Genomic DNA, 17599 nt, shown 5'->3' with positions numbered 1-17599 from the left:
GTTAGTTAAGGTGCAAGACGCGCTTCCAGAGGGTGAGGCGAAAGCCGTATTGCGTAAAGCCTTAGAAAACGGGACACCGATAAAGACGATTGTTGCGGGTGTGGATAAAAAAACGGGAGATGTGCTAATTATCCCCGTTAAAATAGCCATAGCCCCGTGAAATAAGGACCAAAAGGATAAAAATGAAACCGACTTTGATAAATGACAAAATGGTTGCTCGGTTGCAGCACTGCGACAATGAAGTCAATAGTGACTTTAATACTCCAGAAAGGTTAGAAATACGATGTAAAAAGATCGAGAGCCAGGCTAATCCAGAGCATTCTGTTGATTTAATAAGCTTGCTTTCAAGTTATCTTGAAGCAAAGGCTATGTCACATTGGTTTCATGGGGGGGATTTGGCTACCTTTAAAAACCTTTGTTATAACATACTGAAGCTGAAATACATTTGTGGGCAACCGCCATGTAATAACGCCAGCCCACGTACGGCTATTGAGGATAGCATCTTTTATCTACTATCAGACCACGAACCTTTGATTTCATGGTTTAGTCAATTAATTTATGATTATGAAGTTGAAGTTAATCATAAAGAGTCCAGTAAGGTTAATGATGGAGCTTACTACTCATTGCAACTTGCTTTAGCATTACGAGGGGATCTTGATTTGCTGGGCGAGCGGGCGGAATATTTTGTGGAAAACCCGCCTAAGAATTGGGCTAAGCGTTTTTTGCTGGATAACCAGTTTTATGTGGCACTAGCAAAAGGCGATAAGCAAGGGATGGAGGCAGTGATAAGAGAGTTAGTTACACCGAGAAAAATTTATCAACGCCAATCTGCTGAAGGTGCTTATACAGAAAATTTAATCAGTTCTTTAGGATTAAGATACAGCAAGCTCGCATGGCGATATGGCTATGAGATCATCGTAGACAGTCCTTATTTTCCGAAAGAGTGGATCCCTGTGCAGCCGCTAGAGAACTATGAAGATGAGTTTGATTTTATGAAAGCATTTCCTATTTAGCTGTAGTGGAATGGGCTCGTTGTCATTGGTATTTTGAATGGCGATCGCGACGGTGTATACAAATGACGGATATGCATATTGAGACTTTTGTACGACTAATGCGCTTGCCAATACTGTGTTAACAACAGACTTAAAATGCTCATTTATAGGGATAAACTCCGCTTTTTCGTCTGTTTTTGCCGCGTCTTGGCGTCGCTTGTGACATCGTGCAAAGGTCTCATATTATCACTGTTAAAGTCGCCACCGTTCCAGTGAAATAAGGACCAAGAGGGTGAAACTGGCTTTGATTAAAAATCAATGACGCGGGCCCTACTTCCATTCCTTCGACTATCTGGTTGACATTGAAAACGGCTGACTAAGGTGTTGGGTGAAACCAAGTTTGCTTTTCAAGGAATGACATTAACTCATCTTTAAATAACGAGGCTCTGGCTGATAAGCTGCGTCGATAAGGCCACACTAAATAAATCTCCCTATCTTGCCCACGCCATTCTGGCAATACTCGAATTAGCTCTCCCTTTTTTAGGTCAGTATTGACAATACTCATTGGAATTAACGAAATACCTGCCCCTGCCTTGGTCAGGTTGAGTGTGATGTTCATATCGTTGCTGATGTGCTGATGGTCTTTATTCAGCGCATGCCTTTCCCCTGCACTATTGATTAACGGCCAATCGGAAAACATTTGCGAGGCGATACTCGGTGCATTTTTCAACTCTTCAATAGAATGAGGCAGAGGATGCGGCATGTTGGGAGAAGCGACTAAGATGGGCTCGATGTGTCCCAGCCGCTTTTGTATCAATGAGGAGTTTGGCTGTGGTCCAGAGCGCAGGGCGATGTCTGCGCGGGTACTGATTATGTCTTGCAGAGTATTGCTTAATTCTATGTCCAGTCTGATATCTGGATACAGTTGGATAAAACCTTGCCAAAATGCGTCCAGTGGTCCACTGCCCAGATTCACCGGTGCTAAAACCTTTAAATCCCCTTGTAAGCTATTCAGGGTTTGATCAAGGTTAGAAATCCGTTGGTCTAGGGCATCAACAAACTCAGCACATTCTTGGTAGTAAGCTTCTCCTGTTGGCGTGAGTGTGAGCCCTTTTGTTGAACGATGTAATAACTCGCAGCCAAGTTTTTGTTCAAGGGCACTGATACGACGGGACACAGTGGCGATGGTCATATCAAGATGCTGTGCCGCCGCCGTGAGGCTATTTTTATTAGCGGCAGTGATAAAAATCTTTAAGTCGTCTAACATTTGCATATTTGTAAAATGGATTATTAAATTTAGCTATATATTACACATATAGATGCTTGCTAGTCTTGTTTCAAAGAAAATTTAACGATAGGAGTGTTTATATGAAGCATAGAATTATTTTTGCTGTTCTTATGTCGTTTACCTTGTCACTGATTATGTCAGCGTGGATCACTTACGTGAACATCGGCATGCATCCGGATTTTGTTCGTTTTTGGATGAATGCTTGGGCGTTAGCTTGGCCGGCCGCTGGCATCATCTCCTTTATCGCAGGGCCTTTTCTGCACAGTTTGGCGTATAAAATTGCCAACAAGATATAAAAACATAGGGGAATACATCTTGGATCAATGGGGATGCTTATAAGTCAGCCAGTGCCATAAATTCCAGATAAAACATAATGGGTTGTGTTCCCCATTGCATCCCCCAAGTTCCTACGCATTTCAGATCAATGAATCCAGAGTCATTGGTGTTTTCTCCTATAGCCTGTTTTTGAATCTCCCCAGTATTCTGTTTATATATTTTTGGCGGTTGTGACAAGCCAGTGTCGGATGATGGCTTCTTCGTCTTTGGTAAAGCCTTTTAATAAATCCGCTTCGGCTAATGCCACGGCTGTTTTGCACTTGTTTAGGAGTGTCTTGCCTGAGTCAGTGATGTCAATGACTTGAATTCGACCATGTTCTTGGTGTGGACGTCGGGTCACTAGATCTGCCTTGTCTAAATTTTTCACGATCACACTCATAGTTTGCGGTGTGAGCAGTGACAATCTTGCCAGATCTGCCCCCGAGGCACCTGGGTAGGCATCAAGCATAGTGAGTACTGAAAACTGAGGTAGGGTAATGTCATATTCCGTTAGGGCTTTTTCCATACGGATTTTATGGCTCCCATGTGCCTGTCTTAGTAAATAGCCAATATGACCTTCTATGCCACGTTTGCCTTCGCCAACGTCTGGAATGCGGCTATGAGATGGTTTCTTCTTGCTCATAATGTAAGAACTCTGATATATTTTATGATGTTCGAGTTCTTATATTAATGTTTGTGAGGGAGAAAGTGAATCATGAAAGAAGCATCCGTTTACTTTGATTATGTAAGTTATGAAAAATCTGCACCCGCTGTGGTGGTGGCGTTAAAAGCCCTTGGGAAGGCAATTGATGATTCAGGTTTAGATAAAGCGCTCACAGAGGTTGTAAAAATTCGTGTCTCACAAATGAACAACTGCGCTTTCTGCCTACAGCTGCATTTTTCTTTTGGTCGTAAAGTGGGGTTGTCTCAAGAAAAGATGGAGTCCGTATCCAAATGGCGAGAGGTTGATCTCTTTTCAGATCGAGAGCGTGCAGCGTTAGATTGGTCCGAGGCGTTAACCTTGATGGTCCAACAAAAAGTGCCTAGTACATCCTATGACGAATTAGTAAAACAATTTACCGAATCAGAAATTGCTTTTTTAACAGCGGCCATCGGTAACATAAACGCTTGGAACCGCATCGCAGGCGGGTTGAAGTTCCCAGCTTAATTGTGCAGGGCCTTTTCTGCACAGCTTGGCGTATAAAATTGCCAACAAGATATAAAAAAGCACAGGGAATATATCTCTGTGCTTTTTGAGTTGTCGTGCCTTTTTCAAAAAGAGTTAGATGGCTAAATGCGTCTGGCTGCCCTCGTTAAGCGCTAAATACACGGTATTGCGGATTTCATTGGCTAACGCGGTGGGCAGGCTTTGGCTAGGATGACGAAGCACTAAGCGTAATAAGAGATTGTCTTGGTGTTCGGCTATGCCAAGCCTTGCGATGGCGACTGGTGGCAGTGCGTGATAGGGCGTTCGTGAGATAAGTCGAATGTCTTCTAACCACTCGGCTTGTTCTTCCAGTGCTAAGCGCACTTTATCACCAATGATGTCCATATCGATATGTTGATCGACAACGAGGGAGAGGTCTCGTTCTGTTATGGGTTGTCGAGAGACTGGTTGCCAAGGTGAGAGGGTTTGCATTTGTGTTTGCACTCTGGGCTCTGGGTCACGTAATAAACGAATGTCAGGGATGCCCTTACGTAGCATAAGTACTCTATCTAATCCCAACCCCATAGCAAGGCCCGTATAGTGTTCGCTAGACCAGCCATTTCGATCAAGTAAGGCGGGATCTATGTTGCCACACTCGCCTATTTCGATAAGTTCACTCTGATCGATGTTGCCTTGTTCAATGGCATCCAGCTGCACACCGTTTTTGGTATATGGATGGGGTGAGGTGGAGATTGCCGCTTTATGGTTGGGTAATAAGGTGCCCATTAATGCGGCAATACTGTCATGCAAAATCTGTTCGTCACTGGCTTGGCTTTTCGGCAGGACAATCCAGATATCCAGTTGGTGGGGCTCGGCACTGTGCCAGCGATCAATGCAATCGCGGCGATAGACAAGGCCATGACTTAATAATCCAAGTGACTCTGGACGATAATGGCGCCAGCTGCTTAACCAGGTGGGAACGGCGCTAGAGGTTTGCGTTCGTAGCATTAAATCTTTATTGACATAACGGCTATAGCGACTGTCTCTGGAGGCGCCATCGTTGGGATAGCCAAGGGCGTCATAGTTTTCGTAAACGGGCACTATGGGGTTGGCGTTTAGCCTTTGAATGTAACAAGACCACAGGGATTGGATGGCGGTTTCGGCCTCGCTGATGAGCTGTTGCATGGCATGAATGCCTTGCTTTGGGTTGGTTAGGTCGCGTAGGGAGAGTGCCTTAAGCAGTTGTTCGTGGGTGAGATATTCGTAGGTTAAATCGTTGTTAGTAGACATGGTTATGCTCCATAAATCCAAGATAAAAAGTGAAAGTCGTCTTTTTTGGATTCCTCCGAGTCGGGACTCGGAGAGAGCTTGTCTATGAAAGGTTATTTCAAGTAGAACAAAGCCGCCGGGTCCAGTGTAGGGACTCGGAGGCGGATAAATCGATGTGGACGTGCGAGTAAATAAGTCATGATTTTGATCCTAGCAGCTTGTCTTTTACAGAACAAGACACGCTTGAAGCGATTGCCTTGTTCCTAGCTGTCATAGATAAGATCTAAACCGCGTTTGGCGCTGTTGGTTCTGAGTAATCTTCTTGTTGCAGCGGATCTTGTTCTGCTTTTCCCCACTGTCTTTCCAATGGCAGTACACCTGCCCATACTGGCCAGTCGTTATCGGCAGGGTCGTCAACGGGAGGTTCGGCGCGCATTTTGACGGAAGCTTCGTCGATTTTGATTCGAACCACGCCCGTGGCTTTGATTTCTTGCTCGTTCACTGGGCGTAGCGTTTCCCAGCGGCCAGGACTGACTTTGTCTAAGAAGAGTTTGAACTGGCGAACTTTTTCTTCTTGGTCCTCAATACGTTCTGGTACACCAAATAAGGTGACGGAACGATAATTCACCGAATGGTGCATGGCAGAACGTGCCAATACCAAACCATCCAATAGACTGACGTTAATGCAAACTTTTTCAGGCTCGTCGATTGGTCCTTTGACATTGCGTGCTTTGGAATGGGCGTGCCAGTAGAAATAATCACCTTCTCGCCAATGGCTGGTGGGCGTAACGAAGGCTTGACCGTCTTTAGTTTGTCCTACATGACACATTAACGCCGCATCGATAATGTCCAGGGCTAGGTCTTTATCGTAGGAGGCGCGGTTTGGGCCGCGCTTTACTCTGCTTAATGACGTTTCTGTGAGTGACTGGCTCATGAATTCTCTCCTTGTATCTTGCTAGATGGCTAGCTATAACAAGACTTTAGAGAAATCTGGCTTTAATAAAAATAGCCAGAATGAAGATAAATAAGCAGGCCAGATTATGAAGCACGCGGTAGCCAGTTTGCGCTTCTCTTTAAGTGAAGATACGCCCTATTACCAACAATTGATTGAGCAAATCCAGCAAGGCATTGCATCTGGGCAATTATCTGTAAACGATAAATTGCCTTCGTCGCGGGCCTTGGCATTGTCCTTGGGCGTATCTCGGAGTACGACGTCCAGAGCCTATGAACAGCTCATTGCCGAAGGGATTCTCGTGAGTGAGCAAAAGCGTGGTGTATTTGTTGCGGCGACGATTAATAGCATAGCAGCACAATCGGTCAAAGCTACGTCGCCCATTGAATTAGATAAGATGACCAATGAGGAAAAGACTGTCGAACAAGCGTGGCTAGCCTTTGACTCTGGGGCGGATGTGTCTGTCTTTCCGAGTAAAGAGTGGGCCGCTAGTATGCGCCGCAGCTGGTTAAAACCGGATTGGAAGGTATTAAATGGTGATTATGAATCTGGTTTTCCGGCGCTGAAAGAGGCGATCAGGGACTACCTTTATCAAGTTCGGGGTTTGCAATGTAATTCTGAGCAAGTGTTCTTGACAGCGGGTAATCGCGATGCTTTGTTACAGCTGCAACATGTTTTCGTCAATGTTGCGAAAAAAGCCAAATGGTGGGTTGAAGATCCCACTTATTTGCCGATAATCGAGACACTTTCACAACAAGGAAACGTTGGTCTTCTGCCCATGGACGATGACGGCACCCGTTTGCAACCTGCAGACGATTCTAGCTTCTCTCCAAATAATGTCGCAGTACTGACACCCGGCCGACAGTATCCTTTAGGTATAACAATGAGCTCGCCAAGACGGCAAGAGTGGATTCAGCGTTTACAAGACTCCTCTTCTTCTTGGTGGCTAGTAGAAGATGATTATGACAATGAGTTTGTCTATCAGGGGCGAAGTAATGTACCGCTCATGCAAACCGCGAGTTTACATGGAGCAGCAAAGGAGCGTTTGTTTTTTATTGGTAGCTTTTCCAAAGTGCTTTTTCGTGGCTTGCGCTTGGGCTTTATTATCGCTCCCTTGAAACATGTCAAACAATTGGCAAGGAGCCAGAAGCTGTTGGGTTCTTCCGTGTCTTTGCCCATACAACCTGCGGTAGCGGATTTTATGATTCAGGGGAGCTTTGGTCGACATATGAATCGCATGCGTCGTTACTATCGCTTAAAGCGAGATGCCTTGCTGGCACTGTTGGAAGCGTGTCTTGTCCCATGGTTTGTTTGGCAACGGCCGAGTGGTGGCATGCATATTTTGCTTGAATTGGCACCGTGTTGGTTTGAAGAGCCGCATGGCCTTGTCGAACCGATAGACGAAGACAGCGTTAAGGGCCTGAAACAACCGTTGTGGGATAAAGTCATCGCGACGAGGATGAAAGAGCAAGGTTTTCTGTTGTCTACCTTGTCAAATTACTTTGCTAGAAAGCCTAGTCGACAAGGGTTTGTTCTTGGGTTTAGCAGCACACCAGAAGACGTTATGCGCGTTTTGGTGCAAGCATTGGCTGAGGTGTGTAGAGAAATCTGCCCTAAAAGATAGGCACATTAGAGTGTAAATAAAATGTGGATTTGTGTTTTATAAAAAGGATTTTTGAAAAAAAATCGTGAAGAAAGTGGCCTCAAACGCTACACTGGGGTTTGTGTCGAGGGTATTTTTTGTTATATTCCGCCCAACAAATACAAATACAAGTGTCAGCTGATGGTTTACATTGTTTATACAGCGGCCTATTTATGGATTTATAGCAATTGTTTGGAAAAAAAAGTGAACAAATGTAGCACCCTATTCTCTAAAAAAGAGTCTCTTACTAAGCAAATGGCCGTTCATTTGTTGGGGACTTTTACGTGCTCTTTTTTTACGTTTTATTTAGTGTCTGATGCTTCCATTTCATCGTATCTCATTGTTCCTCCAACCCAAATTTTAGAAACGTTGCTGGCTGCCAGCAGCGCTTCTGTTCTCGTTATATTGGTTGGATACTTGTTGACATTAACAAGTATCAACTTTGCTCGTTGTCAAATGACCACCTTATTGGACTGTTCTCCTGTTCGATTCATTGTGAATGATCCGCAGGAAGCTAGGTGTAGAGCTATCTCTTTCAGATTTAGGTGATCCAGTAACACGATTACCTCGTTAATAAGAACTAACGAGGTAATGGTGTTTTAGTGCTGTCCGCAGTGCTCGGAACATCTTTGCTGAAATGCCGGTAATGTACCGGTTTTTTCGTTCTGCTTCTTGATGGGCAAGTTGCAGTGTTGTGAACCTCAGGGTTAGAGGATGATTCTCTTGTTAACTCGTATCCTAAGTAAAATCGCTTTGGCGATAACAGTGGCGTTACTCGCTGGTTGTCAGGGTGGCGTGCTTGATCCTAAAGGGCAAGTCGGTATTGAAGAGAAGCAACTTATTATTGTTGCGACTGTTCTTATGCTGCTTGTTGTAATCCCTGTGATCTTTATGACACTTTATTTCGCTTGGAAATATCGTGAAGGTCGCAATGAGATTTACGAACCAAAATGGTCGCACTCTACAAAAATTGAAACTATTGTTTGGGCAGTTCCAATCGTTATCATCATCATTCTTGGTGTGATTACGTGGAAATCTACTCATGCATTAGATCCTTATAAGCCGTTGAAGTCGGATAAAGAGCATATCAATGTTCAAGTGGTTTCTTTGAACTGGAAATGGTTGTTCATCTATCCCGATCTTGGCATTGCAACTGTTAACGAAGTGGCTTTCCCCGCTGACGTTCCCGTTGCTTTCAATATTTCTTCTGATGGCATCATGAACTCTTTCTTCATTCCTCAATTGGGTAGCCAAATCTACGCAATGGCGGGCATGGTGACGAAAGTTCACTTGATCGCCAATGAGCCTGGCACATTTAAAGGTTTTTCATCCAACTTTAGTGGGCCTGGGTTTACAGGTATGAAGTTCAAGGCGATTGCGACGCCAAACGAAGCGGACTTTGATAAATGGGTTGCCAAAGTAAAAGCATCGGGTAATGCGTTAACGTCTGCCTCTTTTGCTGAACTTGCTAAAGACTCTGAAAATCACCCTGTTGAGTACTTCGGTACTGTTAAACCCGGTCTTTTCAACGATATTGTGATGAAGTTTATGAAAGACTATGGCCGTGTAGAGATTCTTAAGGGCGGTCCATTCGATTCTAAGATGATGCAGGAAATGGATAAGTTGAATCAAAACGGTTCAATGGGTCACGATTCTATGTCTATGGATCACGGCAGCGTGGATCATAATAAGATGAAGATGGGTCAAGAATCATCTGACAAGATGAATACGGAGGCTGACAAATAATGTCTATTCTAGGCAAATTATCTTTACATTCCATACCATACGATGTGCCTATTCTTGTGGGCACATTCTGCGGCGTTGTCGTATTAGCTTCTATTGTTATTGGCTTAATTACGTACTACAAAAAATGGGGTGTTCTGTGGAACGATTGGTTTACATCAATCGACCATAAACGATTAGGCATCATGTATATTGTGCTGGCTTTGGTCATGCTGTTACGTGGCTTCGCCGATGCGATGATGATGCGTTTACAGTTGGCTTTCGCAACCGATGGCGGCACAGGCTACTTACCACCGCACCACTACGATCAGATCTTTACGGCTCACGGCGTTATCATGATCATCTTTATGGCGATGCCATTTATGATTGGTTTGATGAACATTGTTTTGCCGTTACAGATTGGTGCGCGAGATGTTGCCTTCCCATTCATGAATAACCTGAGTTTCTGGTTAACAGTGGGTGGTGCTATCCTGATTAACATTTCTTTGTTTATCGGGGAGTTCGCAAAAACAGGTTGGGTAGCCTATCCACCATTGGCGGGCTTGAAGTTCAGTCCGGACGTGGGGGTCGATTACTATATCTGGGCCTTGCAGATATCCGGTATAGGGACAACTTTAACCGCAGTTAACTTCTTAGCAACTGTGTTCAAAATGCGTGCCCCTGGCATGAAGTTGATGGACATGCCAATCTTTACTTGGACTTGTACTTGGGCAAACATCCTGATTGCGTTGTCTTTCCCAATTTTGACCGCTGTATTGGCCATGTTGACACTTGACCGTTACCTAGACTTCCACTTCTTTACGATTGCTGGTGGTGGTAACTCAATGATGTATATCAACCTGTTCTGGGCTTGGGGTCACCCTGAAGTGTACATTCTTGTACTGCCTGCGTTTGGTATCTTCTCTGAAGTCGTATCAACCTTTACGGGTAAACGTCTGTTTGGCTACAAATCTATGGTTTGGGCGACTGCATCGATTTCCGTTTTAGGTTTCATCGTATGGTTGCACCACTTCTTTACCATGGGGTCAAGCGCCAACGTTAACGCCTTCTTTGGTGTTGCGACAATGATCATTGCCATCCCAACAGGTGTTAAGTTGTTTAACTGGCTGTTTACTATGTATCGTGGTCGTCTTCGCATCACAGTGCCGGTTATGTGGACACTTGGTTTTATGGTGACCTTCACCATCGGTGGTATGACAGGTGTATTGCTTGCTGTTCCTGGTGCAGACTACGTATTGCATAACAGCTTATTCTTGATTGCCCACTTCCATAACACCATCATTGGTGGTGCGGTCTTTGGCTACTTGGCTGGTTTTGCGTTCTGGTTCCCGAAAGCAATGGGTTTCCATCTTAATGTTAAGTTGGGTAAAGCGGCTTTCTGGTGTTGGTTGATTGGTTTCTTCTTAGCCTTTATGCCTCTTTACGTATTGGGCTTCTTGGGAATGACACGTCGTCTAAACCATACCAATAACCCACAGTGGGATATGTGGTTATACATCGCTCTGATTGGTGCATTTGTCATCATGGCAGGTATTGCTTGTCAGTTGCTACAGTTGTACGTGAGCTTCCGTGACCGCAAACAGAACCTAGATACAACGGGTGACCCATGGAATGGTCATACTCTTGAGTGGTCGACTGCGTCTCCACCGCAAGTATACAACTTTGCTGAGATCCCAACGGTTTACGATATTGATGCGTTTACCGATATGAAGGAAAAAGGCACAGCGTATGTTCGTAAAGACAGCTATGCACCAATCCATATGCCTAAGAATACGAAGGCTGGTATGGCGATTGCGGGCAGTGTGACCATCATGGGCTTTGCTCTTATCTGGCACATTTGGTGGTTAGCGGCTTTGGGTCTATTGGGAGGATTTATTTCTCTTGTCGCTCGTGCTTATACCTCTGATGTGGATTATTACATTCAGCCTGATGAGGTCTTGCGTACTGAGACGGCACATTTAGACAGTAACAACGTGGCTAAGGGGTAATCATGAGTACGACACATATGAATGCACATGTCGCTCACGATGAGCATCACGATCATCACCCAGCACCACATAATGTGTTTGGTTTTTGGTTGTACTTAATGACGGACTGTTTGTTGTTCGCATCCGTCTTTGCCACTTATGCTGTGCTCTTTATGAACACAGCGGGTGGTGTATCGAGTAAAGATATTTTTGAGTTGGACTTTGTCCTCGTCGAAACCGCAGCGCTGCTTATTTCAAGTATCACTTACGGTTTCGCGATGGTGTGCGCTCATAACCGCAATAGAGCTGGTACCTTGCTATGGTTGTTCGTGACCTTTGCATTTGGTGCTGTGTTCATTTGCATGGAATTGTATGAGTTCCACCATCTGATTGAGGCAGGAAATGGCCCTCAAAGAAGTGCGTTTCTGACTGCCTTCTTTACCCTTGTGGGTACTCACGGCTTGCACGTGACAGCGGGCTTGATCTGGATGGCTATTTTGATAGTTGAGCTTTTGAAGTCAGGTTTTGGTAGCCGTACGGTTACTCGCCTAAGCTGCTTAAGCTTATTCTGGCACTTCCTAGATGTTGTCTGGATTTGTGTTTTTACCTTCGTTTACCTGATGGGAGCAGTATAAATGAGTAATCATTCTTCTGATTCGCATTCAACCAGCGGTCACGGTAGTGTTAAGTCTTATCTGATTGGTTTTGTACTGTCTGTTATTCTGACAGGCGTTCCATTCTGGATGGTGATGACCCATACTTTTGCGAATGGGCCAACTTATATCACTATCATAATCTTAGCTGTTATTCAGATTTTGGTTCATATGAAGTACTTCTTACATTTGAACTTTTCTGAAGAAGGTAAGTGGGACACATACGCAATTATGTTTGCTGCGGTAATTATCATAATGGTGGTGGGATTATCCACATGGCTAATGTACGCCGCCAATGCGATGATGATGTAAGTGAACGTGATGAGTATGCGGACTTCTTTCATTATAAGTGATGCGCGTCCGGTGGGAGTTCATAAAGATGTTTAAGCGTTATCTTCAGGTGACTAAGCCTGGCATCATTATGGGCAACCTCATCTCTGTTGCGGGGGGCTTCTTTTTAGCCTCTCGTGGCGAGATTGACTGGACTCTGATGCTCGCGACAGTGATTGGATTATCGCTGGTGGTGGCTTCTGGCTGCGCTATGAACAACTACATTGACCGAGACATTGATGCCAAAATGCAGCGTACACGTAATCGTGTTACTGTTACGGGTGAAATGTCTGGTAAAGCGGCTTTCTTCCATTCATTGGTGATTGGCATAATCGGCTTTGGCTTATTGGCTTACTTTACCAATTGGGTGGCTGTGTTTTTTGCCGGTTTTGGCTACTTTGTGTATGTCGTTCTGTACACCATGTATTTCAAACGCAATTCTGTCTATGGCACGTTTATTGGTAGCTTATCCGGTGCGGTTCCGCCAGTGGTTGGCTATTGTGCTGCCTCAGGTCAGTTTGATGCCGGTGCAGCCATTTTGTTAGCGATGTTTTCTATTTGGCAAATGCCGCATTCTTATGCCATTGCTATTTTTCGCTACAAAGACTATGCGGCTGCGAATATTCCGGTGTTGCCCGTTGCTGAAGGTATTTCCAAAGCGAAGCGACACATTGTGCTGCACATTGCAGCCTTTGCTATTGTTTCTGCTTTATTACCTTTAACTGGCTACGTTGGTATCGGTTTTATGGTGGTGGCGCTTGCGACTAGTTTGTGGTGGCTTGGTATGGCGCTTAAGGGTTATCGCAAGGATATTGATATTAATGGATGGGCACGTCAGGTGTTTTTCTTTTCCATTTTTACGGTAACGGCTTTAAGTATCACAATGTCAGTGGACTTTAGAACTTTGCCAACTGACTTTTTGGTTTTTGCGTCAGCGCACTAATGTGTTTCGAAAACGGGCTTAGGCCCGTTTTTATTATTCTATTCCAGCTCGTTTCCTGCCTTCCTTTTTCTTTTGTTTCTAATGAATCTTGTGTTTTTGAACCGTATGTTTAAGACTTGTTGAGGTAGTGTCTTCTTGTATCGAACTGAGTATTTGGTTTTCAAAACAAAGGATTTTGTGATGAAGTGGCCTTTTGTGTCCTTTTTGACTGTATTGCTATCTGTCTTCTCTGGCGCCGCGAATGCACTAAGTTGCCAAGCGCTAGTATTAAATTTGCCTCAAGGGGTGAGTGCCAAGGCCGATATGCATTTTCCTGATGCTCAGGTGCGTTATCCCTATTGTCTTGTTCAAGGGTCGCTTCCTAAGCGTTTAGGCATTGACGGAAAGCGCTACCAAATCAAGTTTGAAATACGTTTACCACGTTTTTGGCAAGGGCGCCTTGCCTACCAGTTTAATGGCGGTAATGATGGTGTGGTTAGGCCAGCCCTCGGTAATATGACAGGACAAGTCACGGCTCAGTATGCGGTGAATCAAGGCTTTGCGGTCATTTCCAGTAATGGGGGGCATAATCTGGATAAAGGGGACTCATCGAGCTTAATCGGCAGTGCTATGTTTGGATTCGATCCCCAAGCACGTCGTGATTTTGGCTACGATGCGGTTCGTAAGCTCTATCCCATTGCTCGCTTAATGACGGAGCGATATTACAACTCGCCTATCCGTTACAGTTATGGCATTGGTGCCTCCAATGGTGGTCGTGTGGCGATGGTCGCCGCTACGCGCTTTCCGAACTTTTTTGATGGTCTCTTAGTTGGCTATCCTGGGATCAATATGCCCAAAGCCGCCCTTCAGCATGCTTGGGATATACAGTCTCTTCATGCAGTTAATGCGGATCTTGGCAAGGCATTGACCCCTCGGGACATATCGTTGTTTGTACGAGGGCTATTGAGGCGCTGTGATGGTTTGGATGGTCTTCGAGATCATTTAATTTTTGCCTCTAACGCCTGCCAACGCCAGTTTGAACCCACTTCATTGGTGTGTAAAAGTGAGTTTGATCGTGATTGTCTCCCGGTGGAAAAAGTCTCTGCGATTATCCGTATGTTTCAGGGGCCCCATAATAGTAAAAATGAAGCTCTTTACTCCAGCTGGGTTTACGATACAGGGATGCTGTCCAGCAACTGGCGCACTTGGAAAATAGAAAGTACGGTAGATAATTGGTCTCGTAAGCCGATTATTGATGTTCTGGGGGCGGCTTCTTTAGCGACGATTTTTATGACACCCCCCGTCAAAGTTAAGAGTAACCCGTTTTCTCTTGAGCAATTTTTATTGGATTTTGACTTTGATAAAGATGCACCAAAAATTTTCGCAACCAATCAACGGTTTCCCGAGTCTGCCATGACCGTTATGACGCCGCCGGATGTGATGGATCCTAAGTTGACGGTATTTCGTCAGCATGGTGGTAAAATGATTATTTTCCATGGTAATAGTGATCCGGTGTTTTCGGTGAGAGATACCATGAGATGGTATGATTACCTCAATTTTAATCTAGCGGGTAAAGCGGATCAGTTTGTGCGTTTTTATCGTGTACCTGGCATGTCTCATGGAGAAGGTGGCCCGACGTTGGATCGATTTGATCTGTTAAGGCCATTAGTGAACTGGGTAGAAAGTCAGCAACGCCCTAATACTATTGTTGCGGCGACACACCTTCCCAACCCAGAGTTACCCGAGAGCATGGTTGGCATTACTCGACCTCTGTGCCCTTACCCGTCCTATGCGGTCTATCAGCAAGGGCCCTATCCTTTGGCTAGTTCGTTTGCTTGTGGCGTGGATGCGTTTTCTTATTAACGTCCACCACCAACATCGATAAAGCCGCCTGTGGTATAGCTGGATTTGTTGCTCAGCAACCACACAATCGCTTCCGCCACCTCTTCTGGCTGACCCCCTCGCTGTAGGGGCAAGTTTGGGCCGATTCGATCCACACGGCCCGCTTCGCCACCGTCAGCATGCATATCCGTATAAATAAGGCCTGGCCTCACAACATTGACTCGGATGCCATCGCTGGCGACTTCTAGAGCAAACCCGCGTGAGAAAGAATCAACCGCGCCTTTGCTTGCCGCATAGTCCACGTATTCGTTAGGTGAACCATACACGGAAGCCAGCGATGACACATTGACTATGCTGCCACCTTGTCCGCCTTTGCTGCGCGCCATGTCTTGGAAAGCCTCTTGACAGCATTGCATGGTGCCAAAGACATTGGTCTGAAAAATACGCTGCCAACGTTCTGGGGTTGTGTTGACAAAAGAGGTTTGTTGATCCAATACGCCGGCGCTGTTGACCAATCCTTGAATCGTCCCCCATTTTTTCCGAATCAATGAGAACATTTCTTTTACTTGCGAGGTTTGGCTGATATCGGCTTGTACACAGTGGGCTTTCCCTCCAGTCGCGACAATCGACTGCTGAATGGCGTTCGCGGCACTTTCATCATAGCGATAGTTGATAATGACTTCATAGCCTTGCTGGGCCGCCAAGATCGCGGTTGCGGCACCAATGCCTCGGCTACCGCCTGTAATCAATAACATGGGCTGACTCATGAAATGTCCTTATGGTTGGTTCATCGGCCTACGACATTAGCAACTTTCGTTTTTGGTGGGTAGCGTTTTAGCTCCCAACAATGTGGTGAAAACCGAATCTATTAAGGAATCATTGCGTACTTTAAAAAAGCATCATTGAATATAATAAGCTATGTATATAATAATCAAAGCATACTGAATTGGGGGTGGGGAATATGGCGGATAAAAACCTAGGTAACAGTATCGGTTTCTTAATGACAGATGTATTGCGTTTGATGCGTCGTGAGTACAACAAAAACTCAAGTGTCATGACGCTGATGCAGGCGAAAACATTGCTTTCTGTTTCTCGTTATCCAGGGATTCGACAAGTTACTTTAGCGGAACACTTAGAAATTCAGCCGATTTCCTTGGCTCGTTTAATTGATCAATTAGCCAAAGCAGGCTTGGTGGAAAGACGCGCGGATTCTGCTGACCGTCGGGCTTATTGCCTGTATGTGACCGACGCGGCTGCCGAGCAATTGACGCACATAAACCAAGCGATTGGGGAAGTGAGAGTGAAAGCTTTTGATGGGTTAACCGTCCATGAAATAGATCAGTTACAAGGTCTTTTAGAGAAAATACACCGCAATTTGCAAGACGATTCATCCGACAGTGTTTCTTAATGCTAACCGCTTCCTGATTCAACCAAAGCGACAAGATCGACTCTTTTTGGAGAGCTAAATAACATGAGTGAACAAGATAATAAACCAATCGAGACAAAGCAATCTGCCAATCGAGGAAAGCGTCGCCTCTTGCTAATAGGTGTCCCTCTTTTGATCGTTTTGGTGTCGGCAGTGGTATATATGCTAGGTGGGCGTGATGTAGAAACGGATGATGCTTATGTGCAAGCGGATATGACGGCCATTACGAACCAAGTGTCTGGACTTATCAAAACGGTGGATGTGAAAGAAAACCAAGCCGTAAATAAAGGGCAATTACTGTATAGCATTGATGCGAGACCTTACCAACTGGCAGTGGATAAAGCCAAAAGCCAATTGGACTTAGTTCGTAATAACTTACTCGCGCAGCAAGCCGATTATCAGCAGGAATTGGTCAAACTCGAATTAGCAAAAACACAATTGGCTTTTAATCAACGTGAGGAAGTGCGCCAAGAAAATGTGTTTAAAAAGCATTTCATTTCAGACTCAGATTACGATAAAGCGCAAGAAGCGGTACGTGTCAGTGCCTTGAATGTGGCTGAGTTGAAAAACAATATTAAAGAATTGAAAGCGGATCTGGGTGGCAATCCAGACATGCCCGTTGAAGATCAGGCCAACTATAAAATCTATCAATCTGCGCTTGATCAAGCCGAGTTGAATTTAAGTTATGTCAAAGTCGTTGCGCCAAGCAGTGGTATTGTTGCGCACCTGCCTCTCGTGGGGGAATACACCGATACTGGGGCGACTCGAATGATGTTGGTGTCAGACCATAAGCGTATCGTAGCGAACTTCACAGAGAAACAGTTAACCTATGTGAAACCTGGGCAAAGCGTCGATGTTTCGGTGGATACCTACCCAGGAGTGGTGTGGAAAGGCACCGTAGAAAGCATTAGTCCAGCTACCGGCTCTCGGTTTTCTGTATTACCTGCACAAAATGCCACGGGAAACTGGGTAAAAGTTGCGCAGCGCTTGGCCGTTCGAATCAGTATTCAAGATCAACCTGGCATGCCGGTACTGCGTGATGGTATGAGTGCTGAGGTGACCATTGATACGAACCACCACCGCAGTTTATTTGGCATCCAACTGTAAGGTG

Annotated in this window: 18 protein-coding genes; 13 read left to right on the top strand and 5 right to left on the bottom strand. The window is 45.1% G+C overall.

Annotated features, from left to right (window positions below; all coding sequences use genetic code 11):
• The first annotated feature begins 10 nt into the window (after nucleotides 1–10).
• Both JHD45_RS06300 and JHD45_RS06295 read left to right on the top strand, forming a co-directional pair.
• Nucleotides 11–160: a hypothetical protein gene (locus JHD45_RS06300; RefSeq protein WP_199475657.1), complete on the top strand. Its 150-nt coding sequence runs from the start codon at nucleotides 11–13 to the stop codon at nucleotides 158–160.
• Nucleotides 161–182: 22 nt separating this feature from the next.
• Nucleotides 183–1013, top strand: coding sequence for an Imm49 family immunity protein (locus JHD45_RS06295; RefSeq protein ID WP_199475656.1), 831 nt, complete (start codon nucleotides 183–185; stop codon nucleotides 1011–1013).
• 355 nt (nucleotides 1014–1368) lie between these two features.
• On the opposite strand, the gene JHD45_RS06290 is transcribed toward JHD45_RS06295, so the two are convergent.
• A complete protein-coding gene (locus tag JHD45_RS06290; RefSeq protein ID WP_199475655.1) occupies nucleotides 1369–2259 on the bottom strand; it encodes a LysR family transcriptional regulator in 891 nt (296 codons plus the stop codon).
• A 101-nt stretch (nucleotides 2260–2360) separates the two neighbouring features.
• On the opposite strand from JHD45_RS06290, the gene JHD45_RS06285 reads away from it, so the two are divergent.
• A complete protein-coding gene (locus JHD45_RS06285; protein ID WP_199475654.1) occupies nucleotides 2361–2576 on the top strand; it encodes a DUF2798 domain-containing protein in 216 nt (71 codons plus the stop codon).
• Between the two features lie 191 nt (nucleotides 2577–2767).
• Here JHD45_RS06285 and JHD45_RS06280 read toward each other — a convergent pair whose 3' ends face one another.
• Nucleotides 2768–3238, bottom strand: a complete 471-nt coding sequence (locus JHD45_RS06280; RefSeq protein WP_199475653.1) for a MarR family winged helix-turn-helix transcriptional regulator — start codon at nucleotides 3236–3238, stop codon at nucleotides 2768–2770.
• A gap of 72 nt (nucleotides 3239–3310) precedes the next feature.
• On the opposite strand from JHD45_RS06280, the gene JHD45_RS06275 reads away from it, so the two are divergent.
• A complete protein-coding gene (locus JHD45_RS06275) occupies nucleotides 3311–3763 on the top strand; it encodes a carboxymuconolactone decarboxylase family protein (protein WP_199475652.1) in 453 nt (150 codons plus the stop codon).
• Between the two features lie 114 nt (nucleotides 3764–3877).
• Here the strand turns inward: JHD45_RS06275 and JHD45_RS06270 are convergent, their stop codons facing one another.
• The gene (locus tag JHD45_RS06270; protein WP_199475651.1) at nucleotides 3878–5032 is read right to left on the bottom strand and encodes a hypothetical protein; all 1155 of its coding nucleotides are present in this window, start codon (nucleotides 5030–5032) and stop codon (nucleotides 3878–3880) included.
• 262 nt (nucleotides 5033–5294) lie between these two features.
• A complete protein-coding gene (locus tag JHD45_RS06265) occupies nucleotides 5295–5945 on the bottom strand; it encodes a pyridoxamine 5'-phosphate oxidase family protein (RefSeq protein WP_199475650.1) in 651 nt (216 codons plus the stop codon).
• Nucleotides 5946–6051: 106 nt separating this feature from the next.
• Here JHD45_RS06265 and JHD45_RS06260 point away from each other — a divergent pair, with 106 nt between their 5' ends.
• The 7 genes from JHD45_RS06260 (at nucleotide 6052) to JHD45_RS06230 (ending at nucleotide 15083) form a co-directional block, all read left to right on the top strand.
• Complete coding sequence (locus JHD45_RS06260) at nucleotides 6052–7587, top strand: PLP-dependent aminotransferase family protein (protein ID WP_199475649.1); 1536 nt, start codon at nucleotides 6052–6054, stop codon at nucleotides 7585–7587.
• A 732-nt stretch (nucleotides 7588–8319) separates the two neighbouring features.
• Nucleotides 8320–9351 (top strand): ubiquinol oxidase subunit II, encoded by a 1032-nt coding sequence (cyoA, locus tag JHD45_RS06255; RefSeq protein WP_199475648.1) that lies wholly within the window; start codon nucleotides 8320–8322, stop codon nucleotides 9349–9351.
• Nucleotides 9351–11336, top strand: coding sequence for a cytochrome o ubiquinol oxidase subunit I (gene cyoB / locus JHD45_RS06250; RefSeq protein ID WP_233407620.1), 1986 nt, complete (start codon nucleotides 9351–9353; stop codon nucleotides 11334–11336). The genes cyoA and cyoB overlap by 1 nt, the downstream gene beginning before the upstream one ends.
• 2 nt (nucleotides 11337–11338) lie before the next feature.
• Nucleotides 11339–11950, top strand: coding sequence for a cytochrome o ubiquinol oxidase subunit III (gene cyoC, locus JHD45_RS06245; protein WP_199475647.1), 612 nt, complete (start codon nucleotides 11339–11341; stop codon nucleotides 11948–11950).
• Nucleotides 11951–12280, top strand: coding sequence for a cytochrome o ubiquinol oxidase subunit IV (gene cyoD / locus JHD45_RS06240; protein WP_199475646.1), 330 nt, complete (start codon nucleotides 11951–11953; stop codon nucleotides 12278–12280).
• 67 nt (nucleotides 12281–12347) lie between these two features.
• Nucleotides 12348–13241, top strand: coding sequence for a heme o synthase (gene cyoE / locus JHD45_RS06235; RefSeq protein WP_199475645.1), 894 nt, complete (start codon nucleotides 12348–12350; stop codon nucleotides 13239–13241).
• Between the two features lie 180 nt (nucleotides 13242–13421).
• On the top strand, nucleotides 13422–15083 hold the full coding sequence (locus tag JHD45_RS06230; RefSeq protein ID WP_199475644.1) for a tannase/feruloyl esterase family alpha/beta hydrolase: 1662 nt from the start codon (nucleotides 13422–13424) through the stop codon (nucleotides 15081–15083).
• Here the strand turns inward: JHD45_RS06230 and JHD45_RS06225 are convergent.
• Nucleotides 15080–15829 carry an SDR family oxidoreductase gene (locus JHD45_RS06225; protein WP_199475643.1) on the bottom strand — a complete coding sequence of 250 codons (750 nt, stop codon included), beginning with the start codon at nucleotides 15827–15829 and terminating at the stop codon, nucleotides 15080–15082. The genes JHD45_RS06230 and JHD45_RS06225 overlap by 4 nt on opposite strands.
• Nucleotides 15830–16023: 194 nt before the next feature.
• On the opposite strand from JHD45_RS06225, the gene JHD45_RS06220 reads away from it, so the two are divergent.
• Both JHD45_RS06220 and JHD45_RS06215 read left to right on the top strand, forming a co-directional pair.
• A complete protein-coding gene (locus JHD45_RS06220) occupies nucleotides 16024–16470 on the top strand; it encodes a MarR family winged helix-turn-helix transcriptional regulator (protein WP_199475642.1) in 447 nt (148 codons plus the stop codon).
• Nucleotides 16471–16533: 63 nt separating this feature from the next.
• Entirely contained in the window at nucleotides 16534–17595 is a 1062-nt protein-coding gene (locus JHD45_RS06215; protein WP_199475641.1) for an HlyD family secretion protein, read from the top strand.
• Nucleotides 17596–17599: the final 4 nt, after the last annotated feature.

This window comes from Marinomonas spartinae (assembly GCF_016461715.1).
In the GTDB taxonomy this organism is placed as follows: Bacteria; Pseudomonadota; Gammaproteobacteria; order Pseudomonadales; family Marinomonadaceae; genus Marinomonas; species Marinomonas spartinae_A.
This window is presented reverse-complemented; position numbering and strand designations above follow the sequence as displayed.

Bases quoted from the DNA above. Each gene is read 5' to 3' on its own strand.
- JHD45_RS06295 (WP_199475656.1), top strand. From the start codon at position 183: ATGAAACCGACTTTGATAAATGACAAAATGGTTGCTCGGTTGCAGCAC.
- JHD45_RS06290 (WP_199475655.1), bottom strand. From the start codon at position 2,259: ATGTTAGACGACTTAAAGATTTTTATCACTGCCGCTAATAAAAATAGC.
- JHD45_RS06285 (WP_199475654.1), top strand. From the start codon at position 2,361: ATGAAGCATAGAATTATTTTTGCTGTTCTTATGTCGTTTACCTTGTCA.
- JHD45_RS06280 (WP_199475653.1), bottom strand. From the start codon at position 3,238: ATGAGCAAGAAGAAACCATCTCATAGCCGCATTCCAGACGTTGGCGAA.
- JHD45_RS06275 (WP_199475652.1), top strand. From the start codon at position 3,311: ATGAAAGAAGCATCCGTTTACTTTGATTATGTAAGTTATGAAAAATCT.
- JHD45_RS06270 (WP_199475651.1), bottom strand. From the start codon at position 5,032: ATGTCTACTAACAACGATTTAACCTACGAATATCTCACCCACGAACAA.
- JHD45_RS06265 (WP_199475650.1), bottom strand. From the start codon at position 5,945: ATGAGCCAGTCACTCACAGAAACGTCATTAAGCAGAGTAAAGCGCGGC.
- JHD45_RS06260 (WP_199475649.1), top strand. From the start codon at position 6,052: ATGAAGCACGCGGTAGCCAGTTTGCGCTTCTCTTTAAGTGAAGATACG.
- cyoA (WP_199475648.1), top strand. From the start codon at position 8,320: ATGATTCTCTTGTTAACTCGTATCCTAAGTAAAATCGCTTTGGCGATA.
- cyoB (WP_233407620.1), top strand. From the start codon at position 9,351: ATGTCTATTCTAGGCAAATTATCTTTACATTCCATACCATACGATGTG.
- cyoC (WP_199475647.1), top strand. From the start codon at position 11,339: ATGAGTACGACACATATGAATGCACATGTCGCTCACGATGAGCATCAC.
- cyoD (WP_199475646.1), top strand. From the start codon at position 11,951: ATGAGTAATCATTCTTCTGATTCGCATTCAACCAGCGGTCACGGTAGT.
- cyoE (WP_199475645.1), top strand. From the start codon at position 12,348: ATGTTTAAGCGTTATCTTCAGGTGACTAAGCCTGGCATCATTATGGGC.
- JHD45_RS06230 (WP_199475644.1), top strand. From the start codon at position 13,422: ATGAAGTGGCCTTTTGTGTCCTTTTTGACTGTATTGCTATCTGTCTTC.
- JHD45_RS06225 (WP_199475643.1), bottom strand. From the start codon at position 15,829: ATGAGTCAGCCCATGTTATTGATTACAGGCGGTAGCCGAGGCATTGGT.
- JHD45_RS06220 (WP_199475642.1), top strand. From the start codon at position 16,024: ATGGCGGATAAAAACCTAGGTAACAGTATCGGTTTCTTAATGACAGAT.
- JHD45_RS06215 (WP_199475641.1), top strand. From the start codon at position 16,534: ATGAGTGAACAAGATAATAAACCAATCGAGACAAAGCAATCTGCCAAT.